Here is a 13,198-nt window from a genome sequence, read left to right on the forward strand (position 1 = left end):
CCGTCGGGGACGACCCTTCGTTGAGGCGACATGTTTGACGCCGTCGACGTCGTCGGGTTCCCGTCGTCCCCGTCGGGGACGACCCTTCGTTGAGGCGCCAAGACCTGGTCGAAACGGCTCCCTCGGATCATCCCGTCGTCCCCGTCGGGGACGACCCTTCGTTGAGGCGCCCGCTGGTCCGACGCCAAGGCCCTCGCCGCGGTCAACCGTCGTCCCCGTCGGGGACGACCACCCTTCGTTGAGGCCTTCCCGGCGCCGTCGATCGACGGAGCGGCGGGACCGTCGTCCCCGTCGGGGACGACCCTTCGTTGAGGCGGCTTCGAGGGCGGTGCGGACCGGGCGACCGCGACGCCGTCGTCCCCGTCGGGACGACCCTTCGTTGAGGCGAGATCCCCGAGGGCTCCCTCACCACCGAGTACGAGCCGTCGTCCCCGTCGGGGACGACCCTTCGTTGAGGCTCCAGCAGCGTGCCCACGTCAGCCCCTCTCAGTACTTCCGTCGTCCCCGTCGGGGACGACCCTTCGTTGAGGCCACGAGTCCGCCTGGTCGCTGCCGTCGGCGGATGACTGCCGTCGTCCCTGTCGGGGACGACCCTTCGTTGAGGCCGGGTCCGGGTGGTTCCGGACGCTGACGGTCCGAGCACCGTCGTCCCCGTCGGGGACGACCCTTCGTTGAGGCTTCCGGATGCTCGGCTCGCACGAGGTCGGACGCGGCTGCCGTCGTCCCCGTCGGGGACGACCCTTCGTTGAGGCCGTGAGCAGATCATGGACTTGGGCGGAGGGATGGTCCGTCGTCCCCGTCGGGGACGACCCTTCGTTGAGGCGGCTGGTACCGCACCGTGCCGTCCGAGGCGCGACGCCCCGTCGTCCCCATCGGGGACGACCCTTCGTTGAGGCGACCTGATGCCGTCGCTGGCGGCTGGCCGGAAGCTCACCCCCGCGTGGGCGGGGAACCATCTCAACTGGACGTCCTCATCGGTTCACCTCCGCGTCGGCGGAGCGTCGACGCGCCTCGAAAGGCAAAGAGCCCAGGAGGTCACCTGGGCTCTGAGTTCGTCGGCGCGCCTGGAGGGACTCGAACCCCCAACCTTCTGATCCGTAGTCAGATGCTCTATCCATTGAGCCACAGGCGCCGGGAAGCGTCGTCCAGACTACTCGACCGCGTCGGGAGGCGTCCAACTGAGTGTTGATCGGCCGAGGATCGCCGACGGCGTCGGACGGGTCGATCGGCGGGCTCTGGCTCCCCACGGCGACCGGAGCTACGGTGAAGGAAGCGGCCCGACGGCGAGTTCGCGGACGCCAGGCGCATAGCACAGTGGCGACAAGACGTGAAGACGTACGGCAAAGAATGCACGAATGACCAAAGGCCTGCCACAGGGCCTGCACGAATGCGACATTGGCGCATCGAACTCCGCCGCACAGCAGCGGCCTATGCCGAGGAGACGCCCGTGACCCTGCAGGACATCACGATCACCCGGAACGCGCCCGCGAACGTCCCCGCCGACCTGCTCAGCTGGGTCGCCGAGATCGCGGCGCTCACCCGTCCGGACGCCGTCCACTGGTGCGACGGGTCCCAGGCCGAGCGGGACCGGCTCTACGACGAGATGGTCGCGGCCGGCACCTTCATCCGGCTCAACCCCGCACGGCGCCCCGACTCCTATCTCGCCCGCTCCGACCCGGCCGACGTCGCCCGGGTCGAGTCCCGCACCTTCATCTGCTCGGAGCGGGAGGAGGACGCGGGCCCGACCAACAACTGGGCGGAGCCGACCGCCATGAAGCAGACCCTCACCGACCTCTTCAGCGGTGCCATGCGCGGACGCACCATGTACGTGATCCCCTTCACCATGGGACCACTCGGCGGCGACATCACCCGGCTCGGCGTCGAGATCACCGACAGCCCCTACGTCGTCGTCAGCATGCGCATGATGACCAGGATCGGCACGCCCGCGCTGGACGCGATCATCGCCGGCGCCGCCTGGGTGCCCGCCGCCCACACCGTCGGCTACCCGCTCGTCGACGCCGACGGCAACGCCCGTCCGGACGTGCCCTGGCCCTGCAGCGACACGAAGTACATCACCCACTTCCCCGAGACCCGCGAGATCTGGTCGTACGGCTCCGGCTACGGCGGCAACGCCCTGCTCGGCAAGAAGTGCTACGCCCTGCGGATCGCCTCCGTGATGGCCCGCGACGAGGGCTGGATGGCCGAGCACATGCTGATCCTCAAGATCACCTCCCCCGCGGGCAGGGAGTTCCACCTCACCGCGGCCTTCCCCTCGGCCTGCGGCAAGACCAACCTCGCCATGCTGCGTCCGACCATCCCGGGCTGGAAGGTCGAGACCGTCGGCGACGACATCGCCTGGATGCGGCCCGGTCCGGACGGACGCCTCTACGCGATCAACCCCGAGGCAGGGTTCTTCGGCGTCGCCCCCGGAACCTCCGAGGAGACCAACCCGACCTGCCTGCACGCGCTGCGCCACGACACGATCTTCACCAACACCGCCCTCACCGACGACGGCGACGTGTGGTGGGAGGGACTCACCGCCGAACCGCCCGCCCACCTCCTGGACTGGCAGGGCAACGACTGGACGCCGGGCTGCGGCCGCCCGGCCGCCCACCCCAACGCCCGATTCACCGTCCCCGCCGCGCAGGCCGAGTCCATCGCCCCCGACTGGGAATCGCCGACCGGCGTCCCGATCGACGTGATCCTCTTCGGCGGACGCCGCGCGCGCAACGTCCCGCTGATCAGCGAGGCCTACGACTGGGAGCACGGCGTGTTCGTCGGCGCCACCGTCTCCAGCGAGCAGACCGCCGCGGCCGAGGGCACGGTCGGCGCCCTGCGCCGCGACCCCTTCGCGATGCTGCCCTTCTGCGGCTACAACATGGCCGACTACTGGGCGCACTGGCTCGACATGGGCGCGATCCTGGGCGAGGCGGCACCCCGGATCTTCCAGGTGAACTGGTTCCGCAAGGACGGGGACGGCCGGTGGCTGTGGCCCGGCTTCGGCGAGAACTCCCGTCCGATCGAGTGGGCGCTGCGCCGCGTCGCCGGCGAGATCGGCGCGCTGGACGCGATCTCCGGACGCATCCCGGCGCCCGGCGACCTCAACCTCGACCGCCTCGACATCAGCGACGACGACCTCGAAGCCCTGTTCGCCCTCGACCCCCAGGCGTGGGCCGCAGAGGCCGACCTCACCGAGGAGTACTTCGCCCAGTTCGGCGAGCGGGTGCCGGCAGCGCTGTCGCGCCAGCTCGCCGGGCTGCGTGGTCGCATCGCCGAGGCCAAGGGGGCGGAGTAGCCACCGATCGACGCGGCCATGCCGGGCGCCAAGGAGGCAAACCGCCGACGACCAGCGGTTCCTTCCCGAACCGTTCCGGCGAACTGGGCTGAGCAGGTGAGGAACCGTCCCCAGGCGACCTCAGCCGAAGCGGACGAGGGCCACGCCGACCACGACGAGGGCGGCGCCGGCCACGCGCAGCGGGGTGACCCGGCGGCGCGCGACTCCCATCCAGCCGCCGTGGTCGAACAGGAGGCCGGTCACGACCTGGCCGAGCAGGGTGATGCTGACGGCCAGCGACGTCCCGATCACCGGAGCGTTGTAGGCGTTCACCAGCACGAACATCGCCCCGAGCAGCCCGCCGGTGAAGTGCCACGGCCGCAACTCCCCCGACCGTCGCACGCGCTGGCGCGACAGCACGCAGATCACCGCCAGGCCGACCGTTCCGACCAGGAAGGAGACCATCGCCGCGGCCAGCGCCGAGGACATCGACTGCCCGAGGCGTCCGTTCACCGTCGTCTGAACCGCCCCCAGCGACCCCGCGATCACCGCCACCACCCACAGCACGACATGGCTGCGCGCGCGACCCGGCTCCGGCTGCGCGCCTGCCGGGCGTCCGGCCAGGTTGACGACCACCGCGCCTCCCACCACCAGCGCCGCGCCCACCGCCCGCACCCACGTCAGCGGGTGGACGGTCGCGCCGAACGCCCCCGTCCCGTCGATCAGCAGCCCGCCGAACACCTGGCCGACCAGCGGCAGCACCACGGTCGCCGACGCACCGATGCGGGGCAGCAGCACGATGTTCAGGGTCAGGAAGACCAGCCCGCACAGGCCGCCGACCCAGATCCACCAGGGCTGGGACGCGGCCGTCGCCGCCCACGGCACGACCGTCCCGGTCACCAGCACGGCCGCCGCCAGCGCGAGCGTCCCCACCGTGAACGAGACCAGCGACGCCGGCAGGATGGCGCCGAGCCGACCGGACAACCGGGAGTTGATCGAGGTCTGCAGCGGGATCACCCCGCCCGCGACCACGCCCAGCACCAGCGCGAGCAGCACGTCCGATCTCCCTTCCGGCTCCGCGCAGCGACCCTAGACCCCCACCCCGGCCGTCTGTATGGTGATCCCGCGGTCGACGGCGACCGTCACGGTGACAAGGGGAGTCATTGTCTGGATAGGTCGGAGCCGACAGGCACGGGAGCCGCCGTGCGCAGGCCGAGACCGTACCGCATGATCCAGACCATCCCGCTCACCCTCACGTTCCAGGAGAGACCGTGGCCGAAACCCGCCGTACCCGAGTGCCCCTGATCGCCGACGTCGACACCGGCATCGACGACTCCCTCGCCCTGCTCTACCTGATGGCCAGCCCCGAGGCCGAACTGCTCGCCATCACCTGCACGGCGGGCAACGTGGCGGCCCGCCAGGTGGCGAAGAACAACCTCGCCTGGCTCGAGTTGTGCCACTACCCGGACGTCGAAGTCGCCCTCGGCGCCGAGGTCCCGATCGTCCAGCCGCTGGTGACCACCGAAGAGACCCACGGCCCGCAGGGCATCGGCTACGCCGAACTGCCCGAGCCGACCCGCCCGCTCTCCGCCCGGCACGCCACCGAGGTGTGGATCGACAACGCCCGGCGCCGGCCCGGCGAGATCACCGGCCTGATCACCGGCCCGCTGACCAACCTGGCCCTCGCCGTGAAGCTGGAGCCGGAACTCCCCCTCCTGCTCAAGCGGATCGTCATCATGGGCGGGGCGTTCAACCACCCCGGCAACACCCGGCCGACCACCGAGTGGAACATCGCCGTCGACCCGGACGCGGCGAAGGTCGTCTTCGACGCGTTCTCGGTCGTTCCCGAGGACCGGCGGCCGGTGGTCTGCGCCCTCGACGTCACCGAGCGGATCGTGATGACCCCCGCCCACATCGCCGCGCTCGCCGAGGCCGCGGGGAGCTCACCCGCGGAGATCCTCTCCCCCGACGACGCGCCGGGCACCCGCTCGACCGCGTCCAACCCCGTCGTGCGACACCTCAGCGACGCGGTGCGCTTCTACATGGAGTTCCACCGCGCCTACGACCAGGGCGGCTACATCGCCCACATGCACGACCCGTTCGCCGCCGCCGTCGCGCTCGACCCGAGCCTTGCCACCACCCGCGCCGCGACCGTCGACCTCGAACTCGCCGGGACGCTGACCCGCGGCCAGACCGTCGCCGACTGGCGTGGCATGTGGGGACGCACGCCGAACGCTGACATCGTTGTCGACACGGACCCCGACGAGTTCTTCCGCCGCACGCTGGACCGCGTCGGGGCGCTCGCCCGCAGCATCGCCTGATCCCTGTTCACCCGATCGACCAGATGCAAGGAGGAACACCAATGACCACCACGACTCCCGATCCGGCCCGGACCCGCAACATCATCCTGGTCACGGCAGGAACGATCATCGTCGTCGCGACCTACCTCTACCTCGTCCTCGGCCAGCCCGCCGAAGTCGCCGAGTCCAGCACCAGCCGCGCCTCGCTGATCGCGATCGCCGGATACCTGATCGGCGCCGTCCTGCTCGCCGCCGGCTCCATCCACCGGCTCCCCACCACCACGATCGCCATGATCCCCGTCGCGATCGCCCTCAACATCGTGGTCGGCCAGATCGTCGCCGTCCTCGGCCTGCCGGTCTACCTCGACTCGATCGGGACGGTGCTCGTCTCGGCGCTGGCCGGTCCTGCGGCCGGCGTGGTCACCGGCATCCTCACCAACGTGATCTGGGGGCTCACGCTCAGCCCGATCGCGCTCCCGTACGCCGTCGTCCAGGTCGCCATCGGCGTCCTCGCCGGCAACGCCGCCCGCATCGGCATGTTCCGCCGGATCTACCTGGCCCCGATCGCCGGCGCGATCACCGGCGTGGTGGCCGCGATGATCTCGGCCCCGATCTCCGCATTCATCTACGGCGGCGCGACCGGCGGCGGCACCGGCGCGATCGTCGGCGCCTTCCAGGCGATGGGCCAGACCCTGCTCGCCGCGACCACACTGCAGGGCCTGCTGTCCGACCCGCTCGACAAGCTGATCACCTTCACGGTCGTCGCCCTGATCCTGACCGCGCTGCCGACCCGCTTCCTGCAACGGTTCCCGTTCGTCCGCGAACACAGGGTGTTCACCCGGAAGGCCGCAGCGCCCGCCGGGACGTCCACCCAGGCCTGAGCCGGACGTGGCCTCGACCCTCTACGTCGACCAGCCCTCGCCGGTCCACCGGCTCAACCCGGTGACCAAGCTGGTCGCGCTGCTGTGCATCATCGTGATCGTGTTCGCGATCCCGGTGTGGTGGGCGGCGGCGATCGTGCTGGTCGGGGTCATCGTCCCTGCCGCCGCGGTGTCGCGCTGCGGCGGCAGGCTGGCCCGGATCGGCGGCCAGATCCTGCTCCCGATCGTCGTCGTCCTGTTCATCGTGCAGGGCCTGACCTTCCCCGGCGGCGAGACGCCGGTGTGGCAGTGGGGCGTGGCGACCGTCACCTCCGAGGGGCTGGTCTTCGCGCTCAACATCGGGGCGCGGATCATCTGCCTCGTGCTCGCCTCCGTCCTGCTCGTGCTCACCACACACCCCGGCGACCTGATGTCGGCACTCACCGAACGCGGCATGTCGCCCAAGTTCAGCTACATCATCAGCTCGACCCTGCAACTGATCCCCGCCTTCCGGGACCGGGCCGACAGCATCCTGCTCGCCCAGCAGGCCCGCGGCCTGGCCGTGCCCAGGAACCCGGTGCGCCGGCTCCCCGTGCTGATGCCGCTGCTCGGCCCGCTCGTGCTCGGCATGTTCACCGACGTCGAGGAACGCTCCACGGCCATGGAGGCCCGGGGCTTCGGCTCCACCGCCCGGCGGACCTCCCTCGTCCCCGTCGCCGACAGTCCCGCCCAGCGCGTCGCGCGCTGGATCATGCCCGTGATCGCGCTCGCCGCGATCGTCGTCCCGATCATCCTGGAAGCCCTGTGATCCGACTCAGCGACGTCACCTACACCTACCCGGACGCCCCCGGGCCCACCCTGGAGCACGTCAGTCTCGACGTGGCGAAAGGCACGATCACCGGAGTGCTCGGCGCGTCCGGGGCCGGCAAGACGACGCTGGCCAAGATCATCGCCGGGTTCATCCCGCAGGTGGACGGAGGCGAGGTCACCGGGACGATCGAGGTGGACGGGCAGGACCTGACCAGGCTCACCCTCGTCGAGGCCGTGTCGCGGGTCGGGCTGGTGATCCAGAACCCGTTCAACCAGATCTCCGGCGCCCGCTACTCGGTGCGCGAGGAACTCGCCTTCGGCATGGAGAACTTCGGGACGCCGCGCGAGGAGATGGCCCGCCGCGTCGCCGAGGTGGCCGACCTGCTGCGGATCACTCCCCTGCTGGACCGCTCCCCCTATGCGCTGTCCGGCGGCCAGATGCAGCTGGTCGCGATCGCGTCCATGCTGGTGCTCCGCACGCCGGTGCTGGTGATGGACGAACCCACCTCGCAGCTCGACCCGGCCGGCACGCGGCTGGTCTTCGACGTGCTGTCGCGGCTGACCGAGGCGGGCGTGACGGTGATCGTCTTCGAGCACAAGCTGGAGCTGCTGCACGAGCACGCGTCCCGGCTGCTGGTGATCGCCGACCGCACGATCGCCGCGTCCGGCGACCCGACCGCGATCCTGGCCGACCCCCGCACCGACGCGTGGGGGGTGGGCGCCACCCGCTACACCCGGGCCGGGCGGCTGGCCGGCGAGCGCGGCCTGCTGCCCGCGTCCACCCCGTTGCCGGTGTCGTTCGACCAGGCCGTGGCCACCTTCTCCCGCGGCGGGAGGTCGTGATGGGCGTCGGCGTCCGCTTCGAGGACCTGCACTTCCGCTACCCGAGCGGCGTCGAGGCGATCCGCGGCGTGAGCCTGTCGGTCGGCGCGGGGGAGCGGGTCGCGATCGTCGGCCAGAACGGCGCCGGCAAGACCACCCTGGTGCGCCATCTCAACGGCATCTTCCGTCCCACCTCGGGCATCGTCGTGGTCGGCGACGCCCCCACCACCGATCGCTCGATCGCCCAGCTGGCCGCGCAGGTCGGCTACGTGTTCCAGAATCCCGACGAGCAGATCTTCGCCAGCACGGTGCGCGCCGACGTCGAGTTCGGGCCGCGCAACCTCGGGATGGGCGCCCAGGAGATCACCGAGAGGTCGATGGCGGCGCTGAGCACCGTCGGGCTGGCCGCGGAGGCGGACAACCACCCGCTGCACCTGTCCCTGAGCGAGCGCAAGCGGGTGGCGCTCGCCGGGGTGCTGGCGATGGCGACCCCGGTCGTGGTGCTCGACGAACCCACCACCGGGCAGGACGCCCGCGGCATCGAGATGATCGCCGGCGTCGTCGAGGGGCTCGAGGCGGAAGGACGAACGGTGATCGCGATCACCCACGACATGGACTTCTGCGCCGAGCACTTCGACCGCGTGATCGTGATGGCGCAGGGGCAGGTCCAGGCGGACGGGCCGCCGGATGAGGTGTTCGGGCGCACCGAGGCGCTCGCGTCCGCCGCGGTGGAGCCACCACAGCTGTTCCGGCTGGCCGACCACCTCGGCTGGACGCGGCGCCCGTTGCGGGTCGACGCCTTCGTGGACGCGTTCGCCGACGAAGCCGGCTGATGACCGGGGTGCTCCTGCTCGGCCTGCTCGCCTCGGTGTGCTTCGGTACCTCCGACTTCCTCGGCGGGACGCTCAGCCGGCGCGTGCCGCTGCTGACCGTCCTGCTGCTCTCGCAGGTCGTCGGGGTGCTGGCGACCCTGACCCGGCTGGGCAGCGGCGAGGCGGCCGGCGACCTGGGACCCGCGCTGGCGTGGGGAGCGGTCGGCGGCCTGGCCGTCGCGGTCGGCGTCTCCTGCCTCTACGAGGCGCTCGCGACCGGGACGATGGGCGTGGTCGCCCCGCTCGCCGCGCTCAGCGTGGTGGTGCCGGTGGTGGCGGGGGTGGCCGGCGGTGACCCGGTCACACCCGCGCTGGTGGCGGGGATCGTCGTCGCGCTGATCGGGACCGTGCTGACCAGCGGCCCGGAGCTGCGCTCCGCCACCCCGCGCTCCGGGGCGCGTCCGATCGTGCTGGCACTGCTGTCCGCCCTTGGCTTCGGCGTCTCGAACCTGTCGATCGCGCTGGGCAGCGGCCACCACGTCACCACCACCCTGCTCGCCAACATGGTGACGACCCTGGTGGTGTACGTCGTGGTCGCCGCGTTCCGGCGGCACCTGCCCCGGGCGTCCGGACGCGACCTCGCCGGGATCGCGGCGATCGGCGTCCTGGGGTTCGGCGCGAACCTGTGCTTCGCGCTGGCCAGCCGGTCGGGAGCGCTGTCGGTGGTCGCGGTGTTCGCGTCCCTGTTCCCCGTGGTGACGGCTCTGCTCGGCTGGTGGGTGCACCACGAGCGCTTGCGCGCGGTCCAGGTGGCCGGCGTCATCATGGTGTTCGCCGGCGTCGGCGTCCTCGCCGCGACGAGTTGACGTCCCTCAGGACGGGTTGACGTCCTCTCCGCGACGCGGGCACCCAGCCCCGGTGTCGGGGGCCCGGTCGTGCGTCAGCGGACGGGTTCGACGGCGGGCCAGCGGCCGCGGAGGTAGGACGAGGGGTAGCGGGCGCCCTTCTCGCACTCCAGTTCGGCGGCGGCGCGGAGCGGCCAGGACGGCTCCCGCAGCGCGACCCGGGCCAGCGCGACGGCATCCGCCGAGCCCTCGTCCAGGATCGCCTGGGCCTGCGCGGGCTCGGTGATCAGGCCCACCGCGCAGACCGGCAGCCCGGCCCGCCGGACGGCGCGGGCCAGCGGCACCTGGTAGCCCGGCCCCCCGGGAATGTGAGCCACGACGTTGCCGCCGGAGGACACGTGGACGAGGTCGACGCCGTGCTCGCCGAGAATCCGGGCGACCTCCGTCGTCTCCTCGACGCCGAGACCGCCGTCGGTCCACTCGGTGGCCGACAACCGGACGAACAACGGCTTGCCGTCCGGCCAGGCGCCGCGCACCGCGTCCACCACCTCCACCAGCAGCCGGGACCGGCCCGCGAGGTCGCCCCCGTAGCCGTCGGTCCGTTGGTTCGACAGCGGCGAGAGGAACTCGTGCAGCAGGTAGCCGTGGGCGGCGTGCACCTCGACCACGTCGAAGCCGGCCTGGTCCGCCCGCCGGGCGGCCGCAGCGAACGCGTCCACCACCCTGGCGAGGTACGCGTCATCGGCGGCGGTCGGCGTCGCCAGCCCCGGGAACGGGACCGGCGACGGCCCGAAGGTCTCCCAGCCCCCGTCGTCGAGCGGCACCGAACCCGAGCCCGGCGCGTCGAAGTCGCGGTACGTGGACGCCTTGCGCCCGGCGTGCGCGAGCTGGATTCCCATCTTCGCGCCCTGCCCGTGGCAGAACTCGACGACGCGCGCCCACGCGTCCCGCTGCCGGTCGTCCCAGAGGCCCGTGCACTGCGGAGTGATCCGGCCCTCCGGCAGCACGCCGGTCGCCTCGGCGATCAGCAGCCCGAAACCGCCGCAGGCCCGCGCGCCCAGGTGGACGAGGTGCCAGTCGGTCGGCACACCGTCCTTCGCCTCGCACTGGTACTGGCACATCGGCGCGAGGAAGATCCGGTTCCCGATGGTGAGGTCGCGCAACGTCAACGGGTCGAAAAGGGACGACATGGTTACAGATTAGGTACGGGTCTGTTGCACGGGGTGTGCCGTCCGCGTTTCCCGCCTAGCCTCGCCGCAGGAAGGTGAGGCATGACAGACGCAGCGAGCTGGCGCGACAGTCTCGCCGCAGCCGCGACGGCCTGGGAGATCACCCCCAACCAGTTCGTGGTGGCGGCGTGCCGGCGCCTGCGTCCGGGCCGCGCCCTCGATCTCGGCGCCGGAGAGGGCGCCAACGCGATCTGGCTGTCCGGACGCGGCTGGCGCGTCACCGCCGTCGACCGGTCCACCGTGTCGATCGGACGCATCCAGGGGCGGTCCGCGCTGCTGAACCAGCCGGTGGACGCCATCGTCGCCGACGCGCTGGCCTACCAGCCGCGTCCGGACAGCTTCGACCTGGTTCTGCTGAGCTACCTCGAACTGCCCGAGTCGCAGCTGCGCCGCGTCCTCGGCCACATCGTGCCCGCCCTCGCCGTGGGCGGCACCGTGCTGGTCGTCGGCTGCGACTCGGCGAACCTCGAGGGCGGCTGGGGCGGACCGAGGGACCCCGACCTGCTCACCACGGCCGAACGGCTGTCCACGATGCTCACCGAGCTGGGCCTCGACGTGCGCCGCGCGGAGGTGGTGCGCAGGGAGGTCTCCTCCGACGTCGGCTTCCACACCGCCCTCGACCACGTCGTGGAGGCGGTACGGTCGGCTGCATGAGCGACGAGCAGGTGCTGCGAACGTGGTGGGACGGCCTCACCGCGGACCAGAGGGCGAGGGCGGCGGCGCTCGCCGCGCGTCCGGCACCGCGCGGCATGGCCGTCGACGACCTGTCGGCGTCGCTGATCGTCGCCGGGCTGCCGACGTCGCGTCCGGTGTGGACGGGACAGCCCGAGCACCTGGTCGAACTGCTCGACGAGGTCGCGGAGTTCGTGGTTCGGATGACCCCCGGGCAGCACTGAGCCCTGACTAACGCCGGTCGTAGCTCCGCTGAGCGCTGAGCACATCGTCGGCGTGGGCGACCGCCCATTCCTCGAGCGCGTGCAGCGGCTCCCGCAGGGAGTGGCCCGCGGCGGTCAACTCGTACTCCACCCGCGGCGGTACCTCGGCGTGGACGGTGCGCGTGACCAGGCCGTCGCGCTCGAGCTGGCGCAGGGTCTGGGTGAGCATCTTCTGGGAGATGCCCTCGATCCTCCGGGTGATCTCGGAGAACCTCAGCGGGCCGTCCGCGATGGTGCCGACGACGAGCACCGTCCAGCGGTCGCCGATCAGGTCGAGCAGCCGGCGGCTGGGACACTCGCGGGCGTAGGGGTCGAAGGCCGGCCGGGTGATGGTCACCGCATCGTTCATTGGTTACCTCCAGGTGCCTTCTTGCTTGCGGTTAGTTGGTTACCTATCGTAAGTAGTGAAGTCACAGATGTGAAGTCCACCGGAAGGAACAGAAGAGATGGCACGGATCACCGTCCTCGGAGGCACCGGCTACGCAGGCGCCCACATCGTCGCCGAGGCCGCCGGCCGCGGTCACGAGGTGACGTCCTGGTCGCGCCACGAACCCGCGCAGCCCGTCGAAGGGGTGACCTACCGCACCGGTTCGGCTCTCGAGGACGGGACGCTGGCCGCCGTCGTCGAGGGCGCCGACGTGGTCGTCGAGACCCTGTCGCCGCGCGGCGAACTGGTCGGGAAGGTGCGCGAGCTCGCCGGCCAACTGGCCGACCTCGCCCAGCAGGCGGGGGTACGGCTCGGCGTGGTCGGCGGCGCCGGGTCGCTGCTGGTCGAGGCGGGGGGCCCGCGACTCGTCGACACCGACGCCTTCGCCGAGGAGTACCGTCCGGAGGCGCTGCAACTGGCCGGGGTCCTGGACGACCTGCGCGCCCGCGAGGACTCCCTGGACTGGTTCTTCGTGAGTCCGGCCGTCGAGTTCGGCCCGTGGGCGGACGGCCCCCGCACCGGCGCCTACCGCACCGGTGACGACCTGGTGGTCGCCGACGCCGACGGCAGGTCGACGATCTCCGGTTCGGACTTCGCGGTCGCCTTCGTCGACGAGATCGAGGCCCCGAAGCACTCCCGCCGGCGCTTCACGGTCGCCTACTGACCGCCGCGGCACCGCCGGACCAGCCCGTGACGGGGAATCGGGACGGACCTGCGAACAGGAAAGGAACCGTCCCCTGAACGGGAACGGGGACGGACCTGCGAACGGGAAAGGAACCGTCCCCGAGCAGGCCCGCGTCGACCTGGGCGCGTTCCTCACCGGGGATCGAGGACGGCTAGGGTGACGGCGATGAGCGATCAGACCACCGTCCACATGTGGACCG

Annotated in this window: 13 protein-coding genes, 1 tRNA gene and 1 CRISPR repeat array; of the genes, 10 read left to right on the plus strand and 4 right to left on the minus strand. The window is 71.6% G+C overall.

Annotation, left to right across the window (positions count from 1 at the left end):
* The first annotated feature begins 422 nt into the window (after positions 1-422).
* A CRISPR array of direct repeats spans positions 423-896; the repeat unit is 36 nt; unit sequence CCGTCGTCCCCGTCGGGGACGACCCTTCGTTGAGGC.
* A gap of 163 nt (positions 897-1,059) precedes the next feature.
* Positions 1,060-1,132, minus strand: a tRNA-Arg gene (locus QM633_RS07925).
* A gap of 255 nt (positions 1,133-1,387) precedes the next feature.
* Here QM633_RS07925 and QM633_RS07930 point away from each other — a divergent pair.
* Positions 1,388-3,295 (plus strand): phosphoenolpyruvate carboxykinase (GTP), encoded by a 1,908-nt coding sequence (locus tag QM633_RS07930; RefSeq protein ID WP_415153203.1) that lies wholly within the window; start codon positions 1,388-1,390, stop codon positions 3,293-3,295.
* A 120-nt stretch (positions 3,296-3,415) separates the two neighbouring features.
* Here QM633_RS07930 and QM633_RS07935 read toward each other — a convergent pair whose 3' ends face one another.
* Entirely contained in the window at positions 3,416-4,330 is a 915-nt protein-coding gene (locus QM633_RS07935; RefSeq protein WP_415153204.1) for a DMT family transporter, read from the minus strand.
* Between the two features lie 215 nt (positions 4,331-4,545).
* Here QM633_RS07935 and QM633_RS07940 point away from each other — a divergent pair, with 215 nt between their 5' ends.
* Genes QM633_RS07940 through QM633_RS07965 form a run of 6 tightly spaced genes read left to right on the plus strand, consistent with a single transcriptional unit; the run spans position 4,546 to position 9,744 of the window.
* Positions 4,546-5,595: a nucleoside hydrolase gene (locus QM633_RS07940; protein WP_415153205.1), complete on the plus strand. Its 1,050-nt coding sequence runs from the start codon at positions 4,546-4,548 to the stop codon at positions 5,593-5,595.
* A 41-nt stretch (positions 5,596-5,636) separates the two neighbouring features.
* Positions 5,637-6,455 (plus strand): hypothetical protein, encoded by an 819-nt coding sequence (locus tag QM633_RS07945; RefSeq protein ID WP_415153206.1) that lies wholly within the window; start codon positions 5,637-5,639, stop codon positions 6,453-6,455.
* 7 nt (positions 6,456-6,462) lie between these two features.
* A complete protein-coding gene (locus QM633_RS07950) occupies positions 6,463-7,242 on the plus strand; it encodes an energy-coupling factor transporter transmembrane component T family protein (protein WP_415153207.1) in 780 nt (259 codons plus the stop codon).
* Entirely contained in the window at positions 7,239-8,087 is an 849-nt protein-coding gene (locus QM633_RS07955; RefSeq protein ID WP_415153208.1) for an energy-coupling factor ABC transporter ATP-binding protein, read from the plus strand. Before QM633_RS07950 ends, QM633_RS07955 begins: the two co-directional genes overlap by 4 nt.
* Positions 8,087-8,899 (plus strand): energy-coupling factor ABC transporter ATP-binding protein, encoded by an 813-nt coding sequence (locus QM633_RS07960; RefSeq protein ID WP_415153209.1) that lies wholly within the window; start codon positions 8,087-8,089, stop codon positions 8,897-8,899. The genes QM633_RS07955 and QM633_RS07960 overlap by 1 nt, the downstream gene beginning before the upstream one ends.
* The gene (locus tag QM633_RS07965) at positions 8,899-9,744 is read left to right on the plus strand and encodes an EamA family transporter (RefSeq protein ID WP_415153210.1); all 846 of its coding nucleotides are present in this window, start codon (positions 8,899-8,901) and stop codon (positions 9,742-9,744) included. The genes QM633_RS07960 and QM633_RS07965 overlap by 1 nt, the downstream gene beginning before the upstream one ends.
* A 74-nt stretch (positions 9,745-9,818) precedes the next feature.
* On the opposite strand, the gene QM633_RS07970 is transcribed toward QM633_RS07965, so the two are convergent.
* Positions 9,819-10,913, minus strand: coding sequence for an NADH:flavin oxidoreductase/NADH oxidase (locus QM633_RS07970; RefSeq protein ID WP_415153211.1), 1,095 nt, complete (start codon positions 10,911-10,913; stop codon positions 9,819-9,821).
* A gap of 81 nt (positions 10,914-10,994) precedes the next feature.
* On the opposite strand from QM633_RS07970, the gene QM633_RS07975 reads away from it, so the two are divergent.
* Both QM633_RS07975 and QM633_RS07980 read left to right on the plus strand, forming a co-directional pair.
* Complete coding sequence (locus tag QM633_RS07975; protein WP_415153212.1) at positions 10,995-11,606, plus strand: class I SAM-dependent methyltransferase; 612 nt, start codon at positions 10,995-10,997, stop codon at positions 11,604-11,606.
* A complete protein-coding gene (locus QM633_RS07980) occupies positions 11,603-11,848 on the plus strand; it encodes a hypothetical protein (RefSeq protein WP_415153213.1) in 246 nt (81 codons plus the stop codon). Before QM633_RS07975 ends, QM633_RS07980 begins: the two co-directional genes overlap by 4 nt.
* 7 nt (positions 11,849-11,855) lie before the next feature.
* On the opposite strand, the gene QM633_RS07985 is transcribed toward QM633_RS07980, so the two are convergent.
* A complete protein-coding gene (locus QM633_RS07985) occupies positions 11,856-12,236 on the minus strand; it encodes a winged helix-turn-helix transcriptional regulator (protein ID WP_415153214.1) in 381 nt (126 codons plus the stop codon).
* A gap of 97 nt (positions 12,237-12,333) precedes the next feature.
* Here QM633_RS07985 and QM633_RS07990 point away from each other — a divergent pair, with 97 nt between their 5' ends.
* Positions 12,334-12,978: an NAD(P)-dependent oxidoreductase gene (locus QM633_RS07990; RefSeq protein ID WP_415153216.1), complete on the plus strand. Its 645-nt coding sequence runs from the start codon at positions 12,334-12,336 to the stop codon at positions 12,976-12,978.
* Positions 12,979-13,198: the final 220 nt, after the last annotated feature.

This window comes from Propionicimonas sp., from assembly GCF_047606205.1.
Classification (GTDB): domain Bacteria; phylum Actinomycetota; class Actinomycetes; order Propionibacteriales; family Propionibacteriaceae; genus Propionicimonas.

What these genes read in the sequence shown, in the direction of transcription:
- QM633_RS07985 (WP_415153214.1), bottom strand. Translation starts at nt 12,236, where the DNA reads ATGAACGATGCGGTGACCATCACCCGGCCGGCCTTCGACCCCTACGCC.
- QM633_RS07960 (WP_415153209.1), top strand. Translation starts at nt 8,087, where the DNA reads ATGGGCGTCGGCGTCCGCTTCGAGGACCTGCACTTCCGCTACCCGAGC.
- QM633_RS07930 (WP_415153203.1), top strand. Translation starts at nt 1,388, where the DNA reads ATGCGACATTGGCGCATCGAACTCCGCCGCACAGCAGCGGCCTATGCC.
- QM633_RS07965 (WP_415153210.1), top strand. Translation starts at nt 8,899, where the DNA reads ATGACCGGGGTGCTCCTGCTCGGCCTGCTCGCCTCGGTGTGCTTCGGT.
- QM633_RS07990 (WP_415153216.1), top strand. Translation starts at nt 12,334, where the DNA reads ATGGCACGGATCACCGTCCTCGGAGGCACCGGCTACGCAGGCGCCCAC.
- QM633_RS07975 (WP_415153212.1), top strand. Translation starts at nt 10,995, where the DNA reads ATGACAGACGCAGCGAGCTGGCGCGACAGTCTCGCCGCAGCCGCGACG.
- QM633_RS07980 (WP_415153213.1), top strand. Translation starts at nt 11,603, where the DNA reads ATGAGCGACGAGCAGGTGCTGCGAACGTGGTGGGACGGCCTCACCGCG.
- QM633_RS07945 (WP_415153206.1), top strand. Translation starts at nt 5,637, where the DNA reads ATGACCACCACGACTCCCGATCCGGCCCGGACCCGCAACATCATCCTG.
- QM633_RS07970 (WP_415153211.1), bottom strand. Translation starts at nt 10,913, where the DNA reads ATGTCGTCCCTTTTCGACCCGTTGACGTTGCGCGACCTCACCATCGGG.